Origin of the sequence: Flavobacterium sinopsychrotolerans (genome assembly GCF_900110375.1) — a bacterium.
In the GTDB taxonomy this organism is placed as follows: Bacteria; Bacteroidota; Bacteroidia; order Flavobacteriales; family Flavobacteriaceae; genus Flavobacterium; species Flavobacterium sinopsychrotolerans.
Window position 1 is genome coordinate 704928 of sequence record NZ_FODN01000001.1, and the last position, 23549, is coordinate 728476.

Annotated in this window: 17 protein-coding genes; 5 read left to right on the forward strand and 12 right to left on the reverse strand. The window is 34.4% G+C overall.

Annotated elements, in window-relative coordinates; translation table 11 throughout:
• The first annotated feature begins 35 nt into the window (after positions 1–35).
• Positions 36–818, forward strand: coding sequence for an alpha/beta fold hydrolase (locus BMX64_RS03170; protein WP_091166261.1), 783 nt, complete (start codon positions 36–38; stop codon positions 816–818).
• Here BMX64_RS03170 and BMX64_RS03175 read toward each other — a convergent pair.
• From BMX64_RS03175 to BMX64_RS03200, 5 genes are all read right to left on the reverse strand, one after another.
• Positions 815–1486: an ATP-binding cassette domain-containing protein gene (locus BMX64_RS03175; protein ID WP_091166264.1), complete on the reverse strand. Its 672-nt coding sequence runs from the start codon at positions 1484–1486 to the stop codon at positions 815–817. The genes BMX64_RS03170 and BMX64_RS03175 overlap by 4 nt on opposite strands.
• 302 nt (positions 1487–1788) lie before the next feature.
• Positions 1789–4566, reverse strand: coding sequence for a PD-(D/E)XK nuclease family protein (locus tag BMX64_RS03185; RefSeq protein WP_091166270.1), 2778 nt, complete (start codon positions 4564–4566; stop codon positions 1789–1791).
• A gap of 63 nt (positions 4567–4629) precedes the next feature.
• The gene (locus tag BMX64_RS03190; RefSeq protein ID WP_091166272.1) at positions 4630–6063 is read right to left on the reverse strand and encodes an OmpA family protein; all 1434 of its coding nucleotides are present in this window, start codon (positions 6061–6063) and stop codon (positions 4630–4632) included.
• A 112-nt stretch (positions 6064–6175) separates the two neighbouring features.
• Complete coding sequence (gene kbl, locus BMX64_RS03195; protein ID WP_091166274.1) at positions 6176–7369, reverse strand: glycine C-acetyltransferase; 1194 nt, start codon at positions 7367–7369, stop codon at positions 6176–6178.
• 47 nt (positions 7370–7416) lie between these two features.
• Positions 7417–10566 (reverse strand): UvrD-helicase domain-containing protein, encoded by a 3150-nt coding sequence (locus tag BMX64_RS03200; RefSeq protein WP_091166276.1) that lies wholly within the window; start codon positions 10564–10566, stop codon positions 7417–7419.
• Between the two features lie 231 nt (positions 10567–10797).
• Between BMX64_RS03200 and rbfA the strand changes: the two genes are divergently transcribed.
• Both rbfA and BMX64_RS03210 read left to right on the forward strand, forming a co-directional pair.
• Positions 10798–11190: a 30S ribosome-binding factor RbfA gene (gene rbfA, locus BMX64_RS03205; RefSeq protein WP_091166278.1), complete on the forward strand. Its 393-nt coding sequence runs from the start codon at positions 10798–10800 to the stop codon at positions 11188–11190.
• A 3-nt stretch (positions 11191–11193) separates the two neighbouring features.
• Complete coding sequence (locus BMX64_RS03210) at positions 11194–12393, forward strand: ABC transporter permease (protein WP_091166280.1); 1200 nt, start codon at positions 11194–11196, stop codon at positions 12391–12393.
• A gap of 41 nt (positions 12394–12434) precedes the next feature.
• On the opposite strand, the gene dusB is transcribed toward BMX64_RS03210, so the two are convergent.
• Positions 12435–13427, reverse strand: coding sequence for a tRNA dihydrouridine synthase DusB (dusB, locus tag BMX64_RS03215; RefSeq protein WP_091166281.1), 993 nt, complete (start codon positions 13425–13427; stop codon positions 12435–12437).
• Positions 13428–13722: 295 nt separating this feature from the next.
• Here dusB and lepA point away from each other — a divergent pair, with 295 nt between their 5' ends.
• The gene (lepA, locus tag BMX64_RS03220) at positions 13723–15519 is read left to right on the forward strand and encodes a translation elongation factor 4 (RefSeq protein ID WP_091166283.1); all 1797 of its coding nucleotides are present in this window, start codon (positions 13723–13725) and stop codon (positions 15517–15519) included.
• A gap of 78 nt (positions 15520–15597) precedes the next feature.
• Here the strand turns inward: lepA and BMX64_RS03225 are convergent, their stop codons facing one another.
• A complete protein-coding gene (locus tag BMX64_RS03225) occupies positions 15598–16530 on the reverse strand; it encodes a 1-phosphofructokinase family hexose kinase (RefSeq protein WP_091166286.1) in 933 nt (310 codons plus the stop codon).
• Positions 16531–16636: 106 nt separating this feature from the next.
• Here BMX64_RS03225 and thiL point away from each other — a divergent pair, with 106 nt between their 5' ends.
• The gene (gene thiL / locus BMX64_RS03230) at positions 16637–17683 is read left to right on the forward strand and encodes a thiamine-phosphate kinase (protein WP_091166289.1); all 1047 of its coding nucleotides are present in this window, start codon (positions 16637–16639) and stop codon (positions 17681–17683) included.
• Positions 17684–17742: 59 nt separating this feature from the next.
• On the opposite strand, the gene BMX64_RS03235 is transcribed toward thiL, so the two are convergent.
• The 5 genes from BMX64_RS03235 to BMX64_RS03255 all read right to left on the reverse strand — a co-directional run bounded on the left by BMX64_RS03235 (position 17743) and on the right by BMX64_RS03255 (position 23527).
• A complete protein-coding gene (locus BMX64_RS03235) occupies positions 17743–18438 on the reverse strand; it encodes a response regulator (protein ID WP_091166291.1) in 696 nt (231 codons plus the stop codon).
• A 20-nt stretch (positions 18439–18458) separates the two neighbouring features.
• A complete protein-coding gene (locus BMX64_RS03240; RefSeq protein ID WP_091166294.1) occupies positions 18459–20483 on the reverse strand; it encodes an ATP-binding protein in 2025 nt (674 codons plus the stop codon).
• A 104-nt stretch (positions 20484–20587) separates the two neighbouring features.
• The gene (locus tag BMX64_RS03245; protein ID WP_091166297.1) at positions 20588–20773 is read right to left on the reverse strand and encodes a hypothetical protein; all 186 of its coding nucleotides are present in this window, start codon (positions 20771–20773) and stop codon (positions 20588–20590) included.
• A gap of 176 nt (positions 20774–20949) precedes the next feature.
• Positions 20950–21762 carry a LytR/AlgR family response regulator transcription factor gene (locus tag BMX64_RS03250; protein WP_091166299.1) on the reverse strand — a complete coding sequence of 271 codons (813 nt, stop codon included), beginning with the start codon at positions 21760–21762 and terminating at the stop codon, positions 20950–20952.
• Positions 21763–21985: 223 nt separating this feature from the next.
• Positions 21986–23527 carry a glycine--tRNA ligase gene (locus tag BMX64_RS03255; RefSeq protein ID WP_091166303.1) on the reverse strand — a complete coding sequence of 514 codons (1542 nt, stop codon included), beginning with the start codon at positions 23525–23527 and terminating at the stop codon, positions 21986–21988.
• Positions 23528–23549: the final 22 nt, after the last annotated feature.

A 23549-nucleotide genomic window follows, 5' to 3' on the forward strand; every position in this document is an offset into this window, starting at 1 on the left:
TAAAGCCCTAATTTTGCAGACTCTAAAAACTAAAAGTGAAACAAATTCTCTTTAAAAACACCAACATCTCCTATTCCGATACCGGGAAAGGAACCGCTATTGTCTTACTTCATGGTTTCTTGGAAAACAAAAGCATGTGGGATTTTTATATTCCGGAGTTTGCTAAAAAAAGCCGCGTCATCACGATTGATTTATTGGGACATGGCGAAACGGAATGTTTGAGTTACGTGCAAACGATGGAAGATAATGCCGATGCAGTCCACGCTGTTTTATCGGAATTACGCATCCGAAAAGCCATATTTGTCGGGCATTCTATGGGCGGTTATGTCGCTTTGGCTTTCGCCGAATTGTATCCTGACACGATAAAAGGATTGGTTTTACTAAACTCGACAGCGAGAGCCGACAGCGAGGAACGAAAAACAAATCGGGATCGAGCTATCAAAGCGGTAAAACAATCTTTTATGAATTTTGTTTCACTTTCTATCGCTAATTTATTCAGTGAAAATAACAGGGAACGCCTTTCGTCAGCAATTGAAAACGTAAAAAAAGAAGCTTTAAAAACACCGCTTCAAGGAATCGTTGCGTCACTGGAAGGAATGAAAATACGACAAGATCGTGAAGTGTTATTGCATCTTACACCCTATCCAAAATTATTGATTCTGGGCGAAAAAGATCCCGTTTTAAATTACGAAGAAACGAAAGAACAAATCGAAAACACTGCAGTGAAACTGGTGACTTTTCCGGACGGGCACATGAGCCATATTGAAAACCAAGACCAATTATTGATTGTATTATTGGCTTTTTTCAAAAGCATCTAAATCATTCCTGATTTCAAATATCCTTTTTCTACCAATTCACTTTTGTCTTTCAAGTGGTGCATTTTACCTTCTTTCATCAACGCCAGTTTTGTGGAAACCTTAATCACATTTTCATAGTTATGATCCGTAATAATAATGCCTTTTACATTGGACATTGCAGTGATTAATTCATTTATTTTTTCAATCATTATGGGTGACAAACCATTATAAGGCTCGTCCAGCAAAACAAATTTTGATGCATTGTTCAGGATTAATTTAATTTCTAAATACCGTAATTCTCCGCCAGATAAATGTTTTATTTTTTTGTTCAGTATTGATTGAATCATTTCATCAGCATAAAATTCCTGCACTTTCTCTTTGGCAATAGCCAATTGAATAGTCTTTTTTATCGAAAATGAATTTGGAATAAAATTATCTTGAGGCAAGTAACTAATTTCATTTAGCAAATCGCTGGTTTTTGATTTCACAACGCCATCTACTCGAACAAATTTAAAATCAGCAGCTACAATTCCAAAAATGATTTTCAACAAAGTAGATTTCCCAGAACCATTTCGTCCTAAAACACCAATAATATCCGCGGTTTCACATTTCAAATACACATCTGAAACTATGATTTTTCCATTATATTGTTTTTGAACGCTATCTACTTCTAAAACACTCTTTGTCATACGAGTTTCAGTACTACATTAATGAATAAAATCAGCAGCATCGAAAAAACAAAATTCATTAGAAAACCATACACAAACAATTGCATTTTTGAAATTCCGTTGTTGTAATAAAACAGGTATTCATTTTTAGCATTTACCTCTTTAATCAAAAGGCTAATGAAGAAACCAAAAATAATAAGTACGTATTTGAAAGTTTCAAATCCTCCAAAAACCCATGCCAAAGCACTTATTGACACATTAATCGTCAAAGTGCTTTTATAAAACTCGAAGATGTTGGCTAATTTTCTGATTGGGAGTTTTGTTTAAATTATTTTCTCTTCAAAAGGTATATTCTCGTCTAAAATTTCGCTTAATAGCAGCACCATTTGTTCTAAATAATTACTCAAAATTTCTTCGTTTATAATTGAATTTATTTCTTTGTCTTCTTTAAAATTAAACGGAAGAAAACCTGCTTTTAAATTCTTAAAAGAAATAATTCCCGCTTCAATTGGCTTTCCTTTTGCTTCGTGTTCATACATATAAGCATAGGCGAGCACCTGAATGATTTTATCGCTTTTAATGTCTTCAGTTAATCCTTTCCAGGATTTCAATGTGACGCTTGTTTTTTCTACTTTTCCAGTTTTATAATCAATGATTCGAATGATTCCGTTACGCTCTTCTATTCTATCTACATTTCCTTTTATCAATACGGGAAAAGGCAAATTCGGATGATTTAAAGTTCTTCCAAAAGTTTGTTCCAAAGCCAAAATTTTTATCGCATCGCCGTTTTTAATACTTTCCAGTTCCACTTTTAGGAAATTCGAAACGTTCCGTTTGGCTACTTCAAACGCCAACAAATTTCGCCCTTTTTTAATTTCGCCTTCTTTGTAAACCAATTTGAATTGCTTCAAAACCTCAGCGTCTATTTGTTTGAAACAATTTAGAATATCACTTTCAGAAATAAATTTACCAATGAAAGGCTCGTACAAAACTTTTAGAGTTTCGTGGATAATGGTTCCCAAGGTATTCAATGCAATGTTCTCCTCAACTTCTTCGACTTCGCTGATGCGTAAAATCTTCTGGAAATAGAACTGAATCGGATTCCGAATATAGCTCGTCAATGCCGATGGAGAAAACCCTTTTTCGGCAATTTCTTTCAATCGTACCATCACACTTTCCGATTTTGGAATCACCATCGGTTGATAGGCCGTTTCAGGTAAAACTGCATTGTAAATTTCGTGTGTTAACGTATGATTATTTTGCTTTTCGACTTCCAATTGGGTTATAAAACGGCTTTTTTCACCCGCATCCAGACCTTCACTTTCGGTATTATAAAGCAAGTAAATATTTTTGGCGCGTTGCAACAAATGATAGAAATGATAGGTATAAATGGCGTCTTTTTCTTTGAAAGTCGGCAAACCCAATTCGCGTTTCACATCATAAGGAATAAACGAGTTTTGTGATTTTCCCGCCGGAAATTTCCCTTCATTCATCGAAGTAACAATGACAGTATCAAAATCCAAAACACGACTTTCTAAGACTCCCATAATCTGTAAACCATTCAACGGTTCACCTTCAAAAGAAACTTCCGCTAAATCAATTACTTGTTTGTAAATGGCATAAAGCGTTTCTATTTTATCGATATGTTCATGTTTCGAATAATAATTAATCAGTTTGTTAATGACCTTGAAAATGGCAAAGACAAAAGCTTTGGTGATTTTTTCTTCTTCGTTATCGTTGCTTAAATTTTCTTTTATGGTTTGCAATAATTTTGAAATGGTCTCTAATACCGGAATCGAACCCTCTTCCCATTTTTGAAATAATAGAAGAAACAATTCACTAGGAATTGCATTCAATTCCATCAATTTATGATGTGTAATAAAAGTATAATTATTTTGATTGATGGTGTGGACAAGCGCGCTGGTTTTTGCATACGGTTCCACCAAAGGATGCGTCAAAATATCCAACACATCTTTGTAATACAATACATAACTTTTGGCATTTCTGGATAATGCATTCGTATGCATTTTGAATAATTTGGCAATCAAAATCTGCGCTGGATTATTCTTACTCGAATACCCCATCGTAATATTCAAAGCTCCAACACTTGAGGGTAATGAATATAAAAGCGGGACTAAAAGATTTTCCTCGCCCAGAACAACAGCCACTTTATCCAACTTGCCTTCTGTCCCGAGACTTCGGGATTCATTGATGACATTCTCGATAATACTTCCGGCTATTTTGGCTTGACCAATTGTTTTTGGTGTGCCAATAACCTGAATGTTTTTTGTCTGCGAAAAATCATTTACAATCCATTCAAACGGATGTAGTTTATAATGTTTCCAACTTTCTTTGAAACGTCGTACAAACAGTCCTGCATCGTGATACGGATCATTGAGAAAGGTTTGGTCTACGTCCCAATAAATTTTCGCCTGATCAGAAGCGATAAGGTGTTGGATTATTTTTTCTTCGGCGGCATTCAACGCATTAAAACCAGCAAAGACAAATTGTTTATCTTTTACGGAATCTGAAAAGTGATTTAAGTTATTTACTGCCTCACGATAAATCAAGCCTTGATACCCGATTCCTTTATTCAGTAAATGAGTATAAAGGGATTGATAGTAATTGGGCAGTAATTTCCAAAAATCAATATATTTTTCTAATAATGCCGTTTTATTTTCGACCTCAATTCCCCATTTTTTAATGTCTTCGATATCCTTCAAATACGAAAGAACATGAGAAGGCTCTAATAAATAGCGGTCAATTTCATTAAAGTCCTGTAATAGTGTTTTGGCCCAATTAGCAAACAATTCAAAAGTTTGTTGGTTTGCTTTATCGGTAATTGATAAGTAGACTTCGTAGAATTCAAATAATAGTTCAATAGGATCTATAGTACGTATACCAGCTATGTTTTGAACAAAATCTTCAATACTTATAATTTCGGGAGAAAGTATGTTTGTTGTGACTTGATTTTTTAACGCTTCAATCAGGAATATTTTAGCTCGTTTGTTTGGTAAAACTACAATCGTATTGGAAAGATTGCCTAAATAATTTTCAATTAAAACCGAAGCTATTTTATCTAAAAAAGAAGTATTTGTCATTTTATAAAAATAAAAAAAACGCCCCGATAAATCGAGGCGTTTTCTAAAAATATTTTGGGAAAATTATTCTTTAATTAAAGAAACTTCAACTCTTCTGTTGTTAGCTTTTCCTTTTGCAGTTTTGTTAGTATCAATTGGTTTAGTTTCACCAAAACCTGTAGATCTTAATCTATCAGTAGCAATACCATTTTCAATTAAGTAATTTTTAACCGCTGCAGCTCTGTTTTCAGATAAAGTTTGGTTTAATTCATTACTTCCATCGCTGTCTGTGTGACCTTCAACCATGAATTTAGAATATGGGTATTCTTTTAGAATAGTAACCATTGATTGTAAAACTGGGTAAGTTTGTGCTTTAAAAGTAGATTTACCAGAGTTAAACAAGATAGTTTTACCATAATTGTTTAATTGTTTAATTGCTTCTTCAGTAATTTCTGGACAACCTTGGTTAGCAACAGTACCTTTTATTTCAGGACATTTGTCATCTTTATCTAATACACCGTCTCCGTCAGTATCTGGCCAAGGACAACCTGCATTTTCTTTAGGACCTGCAACAGAAGGACATTTGTCATCTTTATCTGCAACACCATCTCCGTCAGCATCAGGACAACCGTTCAATGCAGCTAAACCAGCAACTTCTGGACAAGCATCATCTTTATCAGCAATTCCGTCTCCGTCAGTATCAGGACAACCATTCAATGCAGCTAAACCAGCAACCTCAGGACATGCATCAGCACTATCTTGAATACCGTCACCGTCAGTGTCAGGACATCCGTTGAATTCTTTCAAACCAGCAACTTCTGGACAAGCATCATCTTTGTCATATATTCCATCTCCATCTGTGTCTTTTCCTCCAAATTTGAAAATAAGACCAGCTGAATGTTGAAAATGTGATGGAGCATCTGGAACACCAGCTGCATCTTCTCTATCTCCAAAAGATTTTTTATATTTTGTAGCAAGTTCTAAACCAACATTTTCAGTAAACCAAAAAGTTAAGCCAGCACCTGGATTTACAGTTCCGTAGCTGCTATCACCAAAAAATGTATAACCTCCACCAACAGATAAAGACGGATCAATCACTTTAGAATTGATCAAGTTCATCATACTATATTTGATAGTTGCATCAATACCATAGTACATTAAGTCTCCTGGATTAGATACAACATATCCACGAGAATCATGACCAACTGCAGTTGGTGCAAATTTCACATATTTATCGATTTTGTTCACAGAACCAGAAAGTCCAAATGAGAAATTATCACCTACGTATTTCGATACACTAAGGTATGATACTGAAGGAAGAATATTCCAATTGTCTTTAACTGCAAATGGTTGAGAGAAATGACGATCAAGCCAGTTATTTCCTCCACCAGCACTAGTTTTAGTGTCTACGGCATTAACTCCAAAAGAGATAGCCCAAGGATTATTACTGTCTTGTGCGTGAGAGCTTAAGCCCATCACCATCATTACAGCAACAAAAAGTTTGTTAAGATGTTTCATACTTAATTTTTTTAATTACAAATTATTTAATTCCAAACAAAAGTAATGAGTAATTTTTTAAATACAAAATGAAATGTTAAAAAAAACCTACAAAACTACCAAAATATGGGAATTATACAACTTTTAACACTTTCCCAACCTCAATAAATGCATTAATTGCCTTGTCTAGATGCGCTTTTGTATGTGCTGCAGATAGTTGTACTCTAATTCTTGCTTTATCTTTAGGAACCACCGGGAAAAAGAATCCAATAACATAAATTCCTTTTTTTAACAGTTCATCTGCCATTTTTTGTGACAATTTTGCATCATAAAGCATCACGGGAACAATAGCCGAATCTCCATCAATAATATCAAAACCAGCTTTTTTCATTCCTGCTTTAAAATAATTAGTGTTCCATTCCAATTTATCACGTAAAGTAGTATCCTTTTCTAATAATTCAAAAACTTTTATAGAGGCTCCAACAATTGCAGGCGCAAGAGAATTAGAGAATAAATATGGTCTAGAACGCTGACGCAATATTTCAATAATTTCTTTTTTGGCAGTCGTATAACCTCCCATTGCACCCCCAAGTGCTTTTCCTAATGTTCCTGTAATAATATCAACTCTTCCCATTACACCTTTTGCTTCAAGCGTCCCTTTTCCGGTTGCACCAATAAATCCAGCAGCATGGCATTCATCTACCATAACCATCGCGTCATATTTATCGGCCAAATCACAAATTTTATCCAAAGGAGCTACAACACCATCCATAGAAAAAACACCATCAGTAACAATCAATTTGAAACGAGTTCCTGCCTCAGTAGCTTTGATTAATTGTTGTTCCAAATCTTCCATATTGCTATTTTCATAACGATAACGAGCCGCTTTACACAAACGAACACCATCTATAATGGAAGCGTGATTTAAACTATCGGAAATTATCGCATCGTTTTCTCCTAACAAAGGTTCGAAAACCCCTCCGTTAGCATCAAAAGCTGCCGCGTAAAGAATAGTGTCTTCTGTCCCATAAAATTCAGAAATTTTTCTTTCCAATGTTTTATGAATATCCTGCGTTCCACATATAAAACGTACTGATGACATTCCGAAACCGTGTGTATCCAAAGCATCTTTAGCAGCCTGAATCACTTCCGGATGTGATGATAACCCAAGATAATTATTGGCACAAAAATTCAAAACAGTTTCTCCTGTAGAAATAGTAATTTCTGCTCCTTGAGGTGAAGTGATAATTCTTTCCTTTTTGAAAATCCCATTATCCTCTATAATTTGCAATTCTGCTTGAAGATGTTCTTTTATTTTTCCGTACATTTTTATGTTTTTTAAAGTTCAGTTTTGCGAATTATTCATTTTTTAGGCTACAAATTTACTACATCGATTTCTTTTCCGATGTAAATAAGTGCTTTTTTTGTCACTTTATAACCCATTAACTCAATTGCTGTTTGATAATTTTCCAATTGCTGTTGGTATTTCACATTATGTGTTCCTGTTTTATAATCCAGCAATAACACTTCTTTGTTTTTTGTCAAAACCATTCGGTCGGGCTTAATGGTTCCTCTTTCTTTTTGAATGATTGTTTGCTCATTTAAAACTTCATTTCCTTCGGCAAAACAAATTTCTAATTCACTGTGATTGACAATTTCCTGAATTGTATTAAAAACTATTTCTTTCTGAGCAAAAGTTATCAATCCGTTTTCAATAGACTTTGTAATTGCCAAATCAACATCGTTTTTAGTTTTTACAAAAGATAAAATTTCATGAATTACATTCCCATATTCTATAGCTTCCTGCTGATGCGTTCCCCACATTAATGCTTCTCGTTGTGCAATTTTTATATTCTTTGGATTTAGAATTTCTGAAACCAAAGGAATCGTTTTTGAAGTATCGACGTGTTGTTTTGCTGAAGATAATTTCGCTGCATTTCCAAATTCATATTCTAATTTATCTTCGGCAAATTCGCCTTTATTACCTAAATAATTAATAAAAAAACTACACATATTGTTTTTTGGAATTTCGCCTTTATTGGATAAATTCATATTCGAAATAACATATAATTGTTCTTCGGCTCGGGTTAAAGCCACATATAAAACATTGATATTATCTAATAATTCTTCCTGTTTCTTTTGATTGTAAACCTCAGCAGCTTCTTCTCCAAAACCTTCTACCGCACTGCTATTGTCAATTAAAACTTTAGGCAAACCGAAATCCTGTTCTTCAGCATTAAGCCATAATTTATCTTTTGGCTTTCTGTTGTAATCTTCTTCGGCAAAAGGAAAAATCACAACCGGAAATTCTAACCCTTTCGATTTATGAATCGTCATAATCCGAACGGCATTAGTCCCTTCCGGAGATGGAATACTAAATTTTTCCGCATTTTTATCCCAGAAATTTAAGAAGTCCGAAATCCCTGCTTGGTTGCGAATGTCTCGTTCCAGAATAATGTCCAAGAAATATTGAACGTAGGCATTACTAACTTTTGGGTTCAGAAACTTTGCTATTATTGTCTCCACCGCTTCATACAAAGATTTTTTTCGAATGTTTTGAAAGGATAATTCCACATCAAAAGTCATTAACCACTCTTCAAAATTAGCTTCTTGAAATAACGCCATTCCTTGAGCGATAAAATCATGAATCGGTAATTTATCCTGACTCTTTTGAGCTAAATATTGAAGAAAATTTGCTTTGGATTCCAAATCAGAACTGTTTTTCAAATATTTCAATAAATGAATAATCAACAGAACTTCTGTTGCATTTTGAATCATCAAGGTTTCTGAAGACAAAAGCGGAATTCCTTGTTCTGTCAAATAATTCGCAATCGCAATTCCCTGACTTCTTTTTCGAGTAAGAATCACAATATCTTTGTATTGAAAACCTTGTTTTAAAGTTTTTTGAATCGTATTTAAGGTTGCCAAAACATACAAATCGGTTTTATCCAACGTTTCTTCATCTTCCGAAGTTTCTACTTTTGGAATAAAAGAAATATTTACGTAGCCGCCTATTTTATCATTCGTTTTTTGATGGCTGTGATTTTCATACAAATCTTTATAATCCAAATGTTCGAATTCATTTGATAACAATTTAAAAAAATCATTGTTAAATTCGATTATTTGCGAATAACTGCGGTAATTTTTATCTAAATGCTCGAGTCTTTTATCGGGATTGTTGAACGGATTTTGGTCTTTACTCAATTCAATAAATTGTTCCGCTTTTCCGCCACGCCATCTGTAAATGGATTGTTTTGGATCGCCCACAATCATCAAAGTTCCTTTTACTCCAAAATCATCCTGGCCCGAAAGTGCATTGTCAATCAGCGGAATCAGGTTCTGCCATTGCATTTCAGAAGTATCCTGAAATTCATCGATGAAAAAATGACGGTAGCGCTCGCCCAATCGTTCATATATAAAAGGAGCAGGTTGGTTTTGGATTTCCCGATGAATAATCGCATTAAATTCCGAAATGGAAAGTACATTTTGTTCTTCCTGAATTTTGGCTAATTCATTACTAACCGTATTCAGCAATGATAAAGGCGTAATGTTTTTCAGGAACGCTTTATAGAAATTTATCTTTTCGAAAGTCGAATAAACTTTCGATAGAATTTGTAAAAATTCAGGAATCAAATTCTCAATAATCGCTCGATCTTTTGCCGTTTTATTTATTGCAATATCATCAAACTCATGAAACATTTTATTCTTAGGATTGAATTTCCCTTGTTGAATACTATTAATATGATTTGGAAAAGTACCCCTGGAAAAGGACTTCACATCAATTCCATTTTTATCAATTAAGGTTAACGCTTCTTCTGCAAAAACAATCGTTTGCTTTTCTAAGTCTTTGCAGGCTTCAGAAAGTTTGGCTTTGATTTCGACAAATTCACCGATGGATTTATCTTGAAAATGCGTGATTTCATTTCTGTTATTTTCGTTTAAAACCAAACGTCCGGTTTCAAGAATTTCACGAGAAATATCCCAAGACTTGTCATCATCAGTTTTTTCCATCGTGAAATCGATGAGCAACTTTGTCAATGTTTCATCTTCTCCGGCTTGCGCGATGATGGCATCGACGGCTTCTATCAATAAATTTTCGGTATCCAATGTAACTTCAAAAGTCATGGGTAAATTCAAATCATGTGCAAAAGCCCGAATCACTTTATGCGTGAATTTATCAATTGTAGAAATATCAAAAGCGGCATAATTATGAATAATGTGCTTGATGATTTGCTGCGATTTGGTTTTGATTTGAATAATAGACAATTCCGTATCAATAGCCAAATCTTGCATTAAATCCTGCGCTTTTTGCATTGGTTCGTCTTTAGCAAATTCAGAGAGACTGCCTACGATTCGGCTTTTCATTTCATGAACCGCTTTATTGGTAAACGTAATGGCAAGAATGTTGCGATACGCATCATTTTTTGGTGCGACAAGGATAATTTTTAGGTATTCTTTGACAAGTGCATAGGTTTTTCCGGAACCGGCCGATGCGTCGTATATAGAGAATGAAGGTCTTTGCATTAAGATTTTAGATTTCTGATTAACGATTTTAGATTTCTGATTTAGAATTAGCGTTCTAATTTCCCAAATCCCCTAGCCCTGATGGTAGCAGCATCCTTTCCTGCCGGTGTTCGGCATGAAAGATATAGCGTACAGCAGGAAATAGCTCCTAAAAATACACGTATTAATAGGTTACTTTTAAAATTTGTCCTGAAACTTCAGGATAAAACTTAAAAGTAGTATTTTTGCAGCATGGAAACAAATAGACAGAAAAAAATAGGTGGGGTTATCCAAAAAGATTTGGTTGATATTCTACAAGGTGAAGTGAGAAAAAACGGATTGGCTAATTTAATCATTTCGGTATCCAAGGTTACTGTGACTACAGATTTATCAGTAGCGACTGTACATTTAAGCGTTTTTCCTCAGGAAAAAGCAAAAGAGATTTTAGAAGCGGTTAAGTCCAATGCTAAAAACATAAAACATGATTTATCGCAACGTGTTCGTTTGCAATTGAGAAAAGTTCCCAATTTGGTTTTCTTTATCGACGACTCTTTAGATTACATTGAAAAAATTGACAATGCTTTAGCAAATAGAGATAATCCTATTGAAAACAGAGATCTTTTGGACAAACGCAGATTTCAATAAAATTTGAATTTCCCCCTTTACATAGCCAAACGCTACATTCTTAGCAACAGTAAAAACAATGCTATCAATATCATCAATCGTATTGCCAGTTTGGGAATTATTGTTGGTGCGATGGCTTTGTTTGTGGTTTTATCTGTTTTTAGCGGGTTGAAAGTTTTTAGTCTTTCGTTTACAAATGACATTGATCCCGATTTAAAAATAAGCAGCACTTTAGGAAAATCTTTTTTGATTTCCCCAAATCAGGAAAGCCAAATTAAGAAAATTGACGGCTTGATTTCGTATACTAAAATTATTGAAGAACGTGTTTTATTCACTTTTGACGGCAAGCAGGAAGTTACGTACTTAAAAGGTGTTGATGCTAATTTCAGCAAAGTTAATGCTATCGAGAAAAAACTTTTCAATGGGCAGTGGCTGAAACCAGATACGTATCAAGTAGTTGTGGGTTACGGAATTTCTCAAAAATTCTCGATGGGATTATTGGATTTTAATAATCAGTTGGAAGTTTTGGTTCCAAAGCCAGGAAAAGGCGCTATCGAAAATCCGGAACAAGCTTTTAATAAAACCGATATTATTCCGGTTGGTATTTATGCCATAAGCGAAGATTTGGATTCCAAATATGTTTTTGCCGATTTAGGTTTAGCCCAAGAACTACTGGAATATAAAACCAATCAGGTTTCTGGAATTGAAATCAAGACGAATCCTGGCGCTGATGAAAGTGCCATTACAGAACAACTTCAAACTATTTTCGACAATAAAATCACCGTAAAAAACAGGGCTCAACTCAACGAATCGCTCTATAAAATGTTGAACACGGAGAATATTGCGGTATATTTAATCTTTACTTTGGTGATTGTTGTGGCGCTATTCAACTTGATTGGCGCACTGATAATGATGATTTTAGACAAAAAAGGAAACCTAAAAACCCTTTTTAATCTTGGAACTGAAATCAAGGATTTACGAAAAATATTTTTACTTCAAGGCACTTTACTTAGTGTTTTTGGCGGAATAATTGGCTTAGTTTTAGGAATTATAATCGTTTTACTGCAAGAGTATTTTCAGCTGATTATGATTACTCCTACACTGGCTTATCCCGTGATTTTCTCTCTAGAAAATGTACTGATTGTTATGGGAACTATAGTCACGCTTGGCTTTGTTGCTTCCTTAATTGCGAGTAGTCGCGTGAGCAAGAAGTTGTTGGAGTAAGATTTTTGATTTCAGATTTTAAAAAATAAAAATGAATTCCACTAAACAACCTCATATCCCGCATATGCTTCTTCAATCTCATTCAAAGCGGCGAACAACTCTTCAGGACGATCTAGCGTTACTAATTTTTGCTTGTGCGTTTTAAACGAATGAATTCCTTTGAAATAATTAGTGTAATGTGGTCTCGTTTCTACAATACCCAATCTTTCCCCTTTCCATTCCATTGCCCAAGTTAAATGGTTACGTACTGCTTCTACCCTATCAATAACCGTAGGTTTTGGCAAATGTTCTCCTGTTTTGAAGTAATGTTTGATTTCGTCAAAAATCCAAGGATAACCAATCGCGGCGCGACCAATCATAATTCCGTCGATACCATATTCATTTTTATATTGTAATGCTTTTTCCGGACTATCAATATCTCCGTTACCAAAAATAGGCATCGTGATTCTAGGATTATTTTTTACTCGGGCAATGTGCGACCAGTCCGAATGGCCTTTGTACATTTGGGCGCGGGTTCTGGCGTGTATACTCAAAGCGGCTACACCAATATCTTGCAAACGCTCAGCAACCTCATCAATATTAATGGAATTATCGTCCCAACCCAAACGGGTTTTCACAGTAACTGGCAAATGCGTACTGTCGATAACGGCCTGAGTTAAACGAATCATCAAATCAACATCTTTAAGAACTCCGGCTCCGGCACCTTTGCAAACCACTTTTTTGACAGGACAACCAAAATTAATATCTATTAAATCCGGGTTTACTGCGGAAACAATTTTGGAAGACATCGCCATAGCTTCTTCGTCTCCACCAAAAATCTGTATTCCAACAGGTCTTTCGTAATCGAAAATGTCTAATTTCATTCGGCTTTTGATAGCGTCACGAATTAATCCTTCGGAAGAAATAAATTCAGAGTACATCATATCAGCTCCATGGGCTTTACACAATCTGCGGAAAGGCGGATCGCTCACATCTTCCATAGGTGCGAGAAGTAAAGGGAAATCAGGTAATTCTATGTTGCCAATCTTAATCATCTTCATTTAATTTGGTGCAAAATTACAACATTTAGATGAATAGCAGAAAGCAGTTGCCGAAAAGAGTTCTTACTTAACCCATTAGTTTACTAATTCTAGGCTTTGAAGCTATTGATTTTAGCTTATATTTGCAGATTAATTGTCGCTGTTTGGCGCTTGCGTGAGGGATAGTAGTGAAAATCCTTTTCCTTTTTTCTTTAAAAAGGAAAAGATTGTAGCGGATAGCCCGACCCTTGTGGTCACGCCCTGAAATAAATTCAGGGTAAACGCAAATAAATTTGATATTATTTAGAACATGAAACATATTAGGAATTTTTGCATTATTGCACATATTGATCACGGAAAAAGTACGCTTGCTGACCGATTACTTGGTGCTACACAAACAGTAACTGCTCGTGAAGAAAAAGCGCAATTGCTTGACAACATGGACTTGGAGCGCGAACGTGGGATTACGATTAAGAGTCACGCGATTCAGATGGAATACACGTATAAAGGACAAGAATATATCCTGAATTTGATTGATACTCCGGGACACGTAGATTTTTCGTATGAAGTTTCTCGTTCGATTGCAGCTTGTGAAGGCGCGCTTTTGATTGTAGATGCAGCACAAAGTATCCAGGCACAAACGATTTCAAATTTATATTTGGCTTTGGAAAATGACTTGGAAATTATTCCGGTTTTGAATAAAGTGGATTTACCAAGTGCCAATCCTGAGGAAGTAAGTGACGATATAATTGATTTACTTGGATGTAAATTGGAAGATATTATTCACGCTTCGGGTAAAACTGGTTTTGGTGTTGAAAATATTTTGGCAGCAATTATCGAAAAAATTCCGCCTCCATCAGGAAATGTGGATGAACCTTTACAAGCATTGATTTTTGACTCACACTACAATCCGTTTCGAGGAATCGAAGTTATTTTTCGTGTGAAAAACGGACAGATTAAAAAAGGCCAAAAGATTAAATTCATGGCTACCGGAAACGAATATTTTGCAGACGAAATTGGTACTTTGAAATTAAACCAAGTTCCGAAACAAGTAATTTCTGCAGGTGATGTTGGGTATTTGATTTCTGGAATTAAAGAAGCCAAAGAAGTAAAAGTAGGTGATACGCTAACCGATGCGAAAAACCCGACTACCAATATAATTACTGGTTTTGAAGACGTGAAACCAATGGTTTTTGCAGGGATTTATCCTGTAGATACTGAAGATTATGAAGAGTTGAGAAACTCTATGGAAAAACTGCAGTTGAATGATGCTTCGTTGGTGTTTTTACCGGAAAGCTCAGCAGCTTTAGGATTTGGTTTCCGTTGCGGATTCTTAGGAATGTTACACATGGAAATTATCCAAGAACGTTTGGAGAGAGAGTTCAACATGACTGTGATTACTACCGTTCCCAACGTTTCTTATTTGGCTTACACCAAAAAAGATCCTACAACACCACTTATCGTAAATAACCCTTCGGATTTGCCTGAGCCTTCTCGTTTAGACCATGTGGAAGAACCTTTTATAAAAGCTACTATCATTACCAAATCTGATTACGTTGGAAATGTAATGAGTTTGTGTATCGAAAAACGTGGGTTGATTACCAATCAAACATATTTGACAACGGAACGTGTAGAATTGACTTTTGACATGCCACTAGCAGAGATTGTATTTGACTTTTATGACCGTTTGAAAACCGTTTCTAAAGGATATGCTTCTTTTGATTACACGCCAATTGGGATGAGAACTTCTAATTTGGTTAAAGTGGATATCTTATTGAATGCTACTATTGTTGATGCTTTATCCTCTTTGATGCATGCCGATAATGCGTATTCTATTGGAAAAAAAATGTGTGAAAAATTGAAAGAATTAATTCCACGTCAACAATTTGATATTCCTGTTCAAGCTGCAATTGGAGTAAAAGTAATTTCACGTGAAACCATTAAAGCATTGCGTAAAGACGTTACCGCCAAATGTTATGGTGGAGATATTTCTCGTAAACGTAAATTATTGGAAAAACAGAAAAAAGGTAAAAAACGTATGAGATTGGTAGGGAATGTTGAAATTCCTCAAGAAGCGTTTATGGCTGTTTTGAAGTTGAATGACTAATTTATTTTAGAGTAAAGAAGAAAGAGAATAGGATATATAGAAACCTGACGATGTGAAAATTGTCAGGTTTTTTTGTTTTTATTTATTCTTCAACCATTCAAACAATCGTTTTGCATCTTCACCTTTGAACAATTGGGTTCCTTCATTCATAGTTGTTGCTGAACCGCAAGCAACCCCCCAACGGATGACTTCTTTCAGGCTTTTATTTTGCGAAAGCGCCCAAACCATTCCACCCACCATACTGTCTCCGGCACCTACTGTACTTTTTTTGGCCACGTTGGGAGCTGGAACAAACTCGTAAACATCTTTTGTAACCAACACCGCACCTTGGGGACCGAGAGAAACAACTACGATTTCGGCGCCACCTTTAGCTATGATTTGTTTTGCGGCTTCATTTACTTCCTCCAGTTCCAATCGCTCTACGCCAATCAGTTTTGCAAGTTCACCAACATTAGGTTTGATCATATAAACACCCACTTCTAACGCTTTTTTCAATGCTTCGCCCGAGGTATCCACAATTAATTTAGCATTTGATTTTTTTGCGATTTCTGCAATTTTTCGATAAAAATCATCAGACAAACCTTCATTCAAACTGCCGCTGGCTACTAGGAATTTTGGTTTTAAAGCTGCTATGGCTTCTAAAATTCTTTCGCTTTCTTCTTCGGAAATTTTTCCACCGGTAAATCCAAAACGGTATTGAGAATTAGTATTATCATCCACGGCAACAAAACTTTCTCTGGTCCAAGTTTGAACTTCGATTGCTTTAAATTCAACTGATTCTTTAGCTACCAATTCTTCCAGCATTTTACCCATTGGTCCACCAGAGGTAAACACTGCTAAAGAGGTTCCTCCCAAACGGGAGATTGCCTTAGAAACATTGATTCCGCCACCTCCCACATCATAACGAGGCTCATCACATCTAATTTTCTGTTCTGGAACCAAGCCTTTAAAATGGGTGCTTTTATCCAAAGCCGAGTTAACTGTTATAGTAACGATATCAAATGATTCCATTGTTGATGATTTTAATTACTTAAAGATGCGAAAAAATGGCGAAAATTGATACAAATCAAGGCAAATATTTCTTTGTATATTTGCAATCTCAAAACAATAAAAAATAATGATCGAAGATAAAAGCCCACAACGTACAAGTATTGCCCAATTAGGAGAATTTGGATTGATAGACCATTTGACAAAAAACTTTGAAATCAATCAGCCTTCTACTTTAAAGGGAATTGGTGATGATGCAGCCGTTTTGGATTTCAAAGATAAAAAAGTAGTCGTTTCTACGGATTTACTGATTGAAGGAGTACATTTTGACTTGGCTTACATGCCCTTAAAACATTTGGGTTACAAAGCTGTTGTGGTAAATGTTTCTGACATTTGTGCGATGAATGCCAAACCAACACAAATCACGGTTTCTGTTGCGGTATCCAATCGTTTTCCACTGGAAGCGTTGGATGAATTATTTGAAGGAATTACGCATGCAGCCCGTGAATATAATGTCGATGTTATAGGTGGTGATACGACTTCCTCCCAAAAAGGATTAATTATCAGCATTACTGCCATTGGCGAAGCAGATGAAGAAGAGATTGTGTACAGAAACGGCGCCAAAGAAACTGATTTATTAGTGGTTACCGGTGATATTGGTGCTGCTTACATGGGATTACAAGTTTTGGAACGTGAAAAGCAAGTTTTTCAGGTGAATCCAAATTCACAACCGGATTTAGATGCGTATACGTATTTAATCGAACGTCAATTGAAGCCTGAAGCACGTAAAGATGTTAGAACTTTATTGCACGCTTTAGAAATAAAACCAACTTCAATGATTGATATTTCGGATGGATTGTCATCTGAGATTATGCATTTGTGCAAACAGTCCAAAGTGGGTTGTAATTTATATGAGGACAAATTACCTATAGATCCAACATTTATTAATGTTTGTGAAGAATTCAATATCGACAGCACAACAGTTGCTATAAACGGAGGTGAAGATTATGAATTGCTTTTCACCATTGCCATGGAAGATTTTGAAAAAATCAAAGCAAATCCAAATTTCACTATTATTGGCCATATGACACAAGAAAGTGAAGGAATCCATTTAGTTACGCGTGCCAATACAAAAATCGCTTTAAAAGCCCGTGGTTGGGATGCTTTGAGCGAATAGAAAACTATTAAAATAACAAAAAACGACACCTAAAAAGTGTCGTTTTTTGTTTAAGAAATTTAAAAAAGTAATCCTTTGTTTTTAGCTTCCCGAACTAAGTCAATGTCACTACCGCCCTCTATCTTTAATAACTCTTTTAGATTAAGTTTTCTTCTTTCAATTGCTACTAATGAAATCGGGATGTATTGCGTAATATCGTTTAACTTAGTACCTTTTGATAAATGAAATAAAATTTGTTTATCAAATTGATCAATTTCTATAGTATTTTCTTCAGATTGATTCAACATTTTCAGAACCGACTCACTGTAATATTTATTGTTTTTTAAAACTTTGTCGAATGCAAAAAGTAGTTCATCAAACGTTAAATCATTTTTTATAACCAGTCCGCTCGGATTTATAGTCTTTATAATTGTTTTTATATTTAATAGTTCCGTAAACATGGTTAACAAAATAACTTTGCAATTCGGCATATATTGCGATAATAATTTTGCTAAATCCTCACCAGAATAAATATTTTTTTCCGCATACGGGGGCATACTAATATCCAAAAAAGCGATATCAAATACCGGAGTATCCGGATTAGTAATAATGTTATATGCGGATTGACAATCTTTAGCCTGATCAATATAAAAATGATATTGCTCTGGATGGTAGCGTGTTATTGCATTTTTATACCCTTCAATTATAAAAGGATGGTCATCAACAATCAATATGTTATTTTTGATTATGATGTCTGCAGTTGAATCAATTGTCATTTATTTGTAAGTGTTTATATTTATTCTAACGCAATTTTGACTGCAATAACTGTGCCTTCTCCCATTTTAGAATTTATCTCAACGGTTCCGTTACATTCATGGGTTCTAGAACGGATGTTTTGTAAACCTATTCCTTTTTTTGATCTGTTAACATTAAAACCTATTCCATCATCGATAATTTCCAGAACAATATTATTTTCAGCTTTCTTAAATTTTATGTTAATGGTATCTGCATTGGCATATTTATTAATATTTTGCAAACACTCCTGGATAATTCGATATAAATTAATTTTAGTCGAGTTACTCATTAAATCCCACTTAATAGCTGGATCAATACTTAAAATCAACTTAGATTCAAAGGTTTTCTTTTGGTCCTCAAATAAGTCGTTTAGAATGGCTACAAAGTTATTAATTAATTCTGATTTTTCCCTACTCAAATCATGGGAAATCTCACGTATATCCTGTTCAATATTCTTTAATTCCAGCAGGTAATTATTTCTTTTTTCAACGGCAGTGGTATCATCAAATTTATTTAGACTGTCCAGATTAATCCGCAAACCAAACATCCTACCTAAAACACCATCATGCAATTCCTGGGCGACTCTTTTTTTCTCTTTAACTCTTCCGGTTTCAATAGTACTTTGCTGGGAAATCATTAAATTATAAATATCTTCATTGGCTTTTTGTTGTCTTTGTTTGTAAATAAGGACTTTATTCTTATTTTTTTGTGTCTTTACAATATACAGAAGCAATCCAAACACTACAAAAGAAAGCAAAGCATACAACAGATTCCTGTTTTTAGTCGTCAAATTGGAGTTTTTTTCTTTTACCTCTTCTGTTTCAAATTCGATACGGGAGAATTTATTCCCTATTTTCCGTTCTGATTTTTGAAGTTTCTCATTAACAAGAATGTATTCTTTGGAATAAACTGCAGCATTTTGAGGCTCAATTACAGATAATTGTTTTAATGAATTTAAAATATTACGGTAATTATTGATGTTTTGAGACAATTCAAGTGCTTCTGTAGCAAACTGTCTTGCTTTAACTGTATCCTTTTTTGAAATAAAGTACTCTGACAAATTTAGTTTACTTGCAATGATACCCGTTGTGAGTTGTAAACTATCTCTAATTTTTAATGATTGAAAAAACAAATCTGGCAGACTATCCTTTTCATTTAGCTTAAATTTAGCGTGACCTAAATTATCTAACAGCATGGCATACAATGAGGGTTTGTCTTTAGCTACATTTTCTTCTTCTAATCCTTTTTGAAAAAAAGATTTTGCTTTCTTAAAGTCTTTTTTGTTTTGATAAACTAATCCAATATTATTGTACGAAGTAGCCTTTGGCTGAGAGAAAGAAGCCGTTAGCTCATCATCGATACTTGTTAGCGCTTTATTGAGATATACCATTGCATTGTTATAATCCTCTAATTCATTATAAATTAATCCCAAATGATTGTACGCATCATACAAAACATCGTTGTTTTCAGTATCCTTAATAATCTTTAAGACTTTAAAAACAGCTTTTTCAGAGCCTAATAAGTCACTTTGATTGAATTGTAAGATTGCCTTTTTTATAATTGTTTTTGCTAAATTATAATTGTCATTTAACCCAATATATTTTTTTTCTGCATTATCATAGTATAAAAAGGAACTATCTGGCATCGACTGAGAATCATAGTAATCTCCTAAATACGTATTCCCTTTTGCAATACTGAACGCATCCTGTTTCATTTCTGATTTTTTTAGAACCAGGTGTACAATTTTATTATATTCCTTCCAGTTTTCTAAGTTATAATAGCGATTGGCAATCTTGAATAGGTTTACACGATGTAATGAATCATTTTCTTGAGGAGAAATGATATATAATGCTTTTAGTATGTATTGTTCTCGCTCGTCAGGAGGCAAATCAAAATCATTTGCTAATGAGAAATAGGCCTGTAGACTATCTTTATGGTTTGAAATAGGTTTAGGCCCCGTTTTTTTTTGAGTACAGCTAATCCCAAAAAAAATAAAGAAAATAAAGAAATGAAAAGAATGTTTCAATAGTTCTGATGTTATTCCATCAAAAATAACAAATTAAACTAATTGGTATAAAAAAAGCTGCCAAATATTTGGCAGCTCTTTTTATTAAAAATAAGTCTATTTATTTAATCATTTTTTTTATTTCCACCTGTTGACCCACTTCCTATTATCTCTAATTTTACATTTTCGATTTTAAAGACCTCTGCTTTATTGTCTTTTTTTGTTGTTGATGTGATTTCTTCATTTGAATTAAAAGAAGTTAATACCATCACTAAAGAGAATAATCCGATTGTTACTATTGCTTTTTTCATAATTTGGGGGTTTTATGTTTTTTGTTGTTTTACATTTGTTATGATGGTGATTATCACTGCATCATGATGTAAAACTACTTCGCATATCCCCAAAAACAACACCTAAAAAAGGGTTAGTGGTAGAACATATCCAACTGGTAGTGTACGGGTATCAAATTAGGGTAAACTGCATTATTTTAAATTTCCAGGTAATTTCCATTAGCAAAATCAGAAATAACCTGATCAACATTACCTTTGTACAATTTAGAAAAAGGCAATCTTGAATTGGTGTTTTTTATATAACAAACTGAGTTTCCATTGTGGATTCGAGAAATATAATTGCGATTTACAATATAACTTTTATGAATCCTGATAAAAGGATAGGATAATACCGCTTCAAAATATTTTAGCGTTTTGAAAGCAGTTATCATTTCACCGTTATTCAAATGGATATCTGTAGAATTATTGTCTGCTTGAAAGAAACAAATGTCTTTAGCATCAATATACCTGTGATCTCCATAGGATTTTATACACAATCGTAAAGGATGTAATTCATTTGGCATTTTTTGTTCCCATGAAAATGGAGAATTGCCAGTATGTTTTGCACGTTCGACAATCCCTATTTCTTCTTCCCTTTTTGATTTATTTAACCTCAACATCAATTTTATAATATCCGACTGAGTTACAGGCTTCAATAAATACTCTTTCACTTCATATTGAAAAGAATCAAAAGCCAAATTCTTTTCTTGCGTAGTCACAATAATCTTAGGAAGTATCGTTAAATATTTGTGTAAAGTATCAATAAAACCAAGTGATAAATTAGAACCCACATCTACTGGATCAATTTCAAGAAAAATTATTTCCGGTTTTTTTTCTAAAACGAGATTTAAACCATCCGCAGCATTTTGTACGGAGCCAATAAAGGAAAGTTCTGAAAAACAATCTGCAATTGCTTTAGTTTTCAAAATACTTTCTTGATCATCGTCAATAATAACGTACGAATAATTCATCAATCACCTTTATATTTGATTAATTACTACATAAAAGAAACTGTTTTAGAAGTAAGTTAACTTATTATTTCAGACAAATGTACTACAATTAGTTAAATAATGATTTAGACGCTACTGCCATTAAAAATTCCATTAATCAATTTAAGAAGCTAGTACACTATTGTAAATCTAAACCAAAAAAGCTTCTCAATCGAGAAGCTTTTTTGGTTTAGATTTACAATAATTACATTTTCATTAACCAGTTTTTCATTGAAACTTCATTTTCGATAATGGATTTCAAGTCTGCAATCGCTACACGGTCTTGTTTCATTGTATCTCTATGACGAATTGTTACAGTTTGATCTTCGATAGTTTGATGATCAACCGTAATACAAAACGGAGTACCTAATGCATCTTGTCTTCTATAACGTCTTCCTACCGCATCTTTTTCATCATACGAAACATTGAAATCCCAACGCAAATCGTCAATGATTTTATGTGCAATTTCCGGTAATCCGTCTTTTTTCACTAATGGTAAAATAGCCGCTTTTGTTGGAGCCAGAACCGAAGGTAATTTCAGTACTGTTCTCGTAGAACCATCTTCTAATGTTTCTTCTTTTAATGAAGTGGCAAAAACTGCCAAAAACATTCTGTCCAATCCTACTGAAGTTTCCACTACATAAGGAACATAATTCTGGTTCAATTCAGCATCAAAATACTGCAATTTTCTGCCGGAGAATTGTTCGTGTGCTTTCAAATCGAAATCGGTTCTGGAGTGAATTCCTTCTAATTCTTTGAATCCAAAAGGGAAATTAAATTCAATATCAGCAGCTGCATTAGCATAATGCGCCAATTTTTCGTGATCGTGGAAACGATAATTTTCTCTTCCTAAACCAAGTGATAAATGCCATTTCAAACGAGCTTCTTTCCAGAATTCATAATGCTTCATTTCTTCGCCTGGACGTACAAAAAATTGCATTTCCATTTGTTCGAACTCACGCATACGGAAAATAAATTGTCTGGCAACGATTTCATTTCTGAATGCTTTACCAGTTTGTGCGATTCCAAAAGGAACTTTCATTCTTCCTGATTTTTGAACATTTAAGAAATTGACAAAAATACCTTGGGCCGTTTCCGGACGCAAATATAAATCCATTGCTGAATCGGCTGAAGCTCCAAGTTTTGTACCAAACATCAAGTTGAATTGACGTACTTCGGTCCAGTTTCTTGAACCTGACTCCGGACAAGCAATTTCTAATTCTTCAATTAATGCTTTTACATCTTCCAAGTCTTCGTTACCAAGAGAACGTGCCATTCTTTCCAGAATTTCTCTTTCTTTAGCTTTGTACTCCATGACACGGGCATTTGTGGTAACAAATTCCTGTTCGTTGAAAGCATCACCAAAACGAGCTCTTGCTTTTTCGATTTCTTTGATTGCTTTTTGATTTAGCTTTTCGGCATAATCTTCAATCAAAACATCGGCTCTATATCTTCTTTTTGAATCTTTGTTGTCAATCAATGGATCATTAAAAGCGTCAACGTGACCCGATGCTTTCCAAGTAGTTGGATGCATCAAAATTGCCGCGTCAAGACCTACAATGTTATCGTTCATTTGAACCATTGCTTTCCACCAATATTCGCGTATATTCTTTTTTAATTCTACTCCGTTTTGTGCATAATCATAGACTGCACTTAAACCATCGTATATTTCGCTTGATGGAAAAATAAATCCATATTCTTTTGCGTGCGAAACTACATTCTTAAATAAATCTTCTTGTTTTGCCATAATGATGCAAAAATATAAAAAG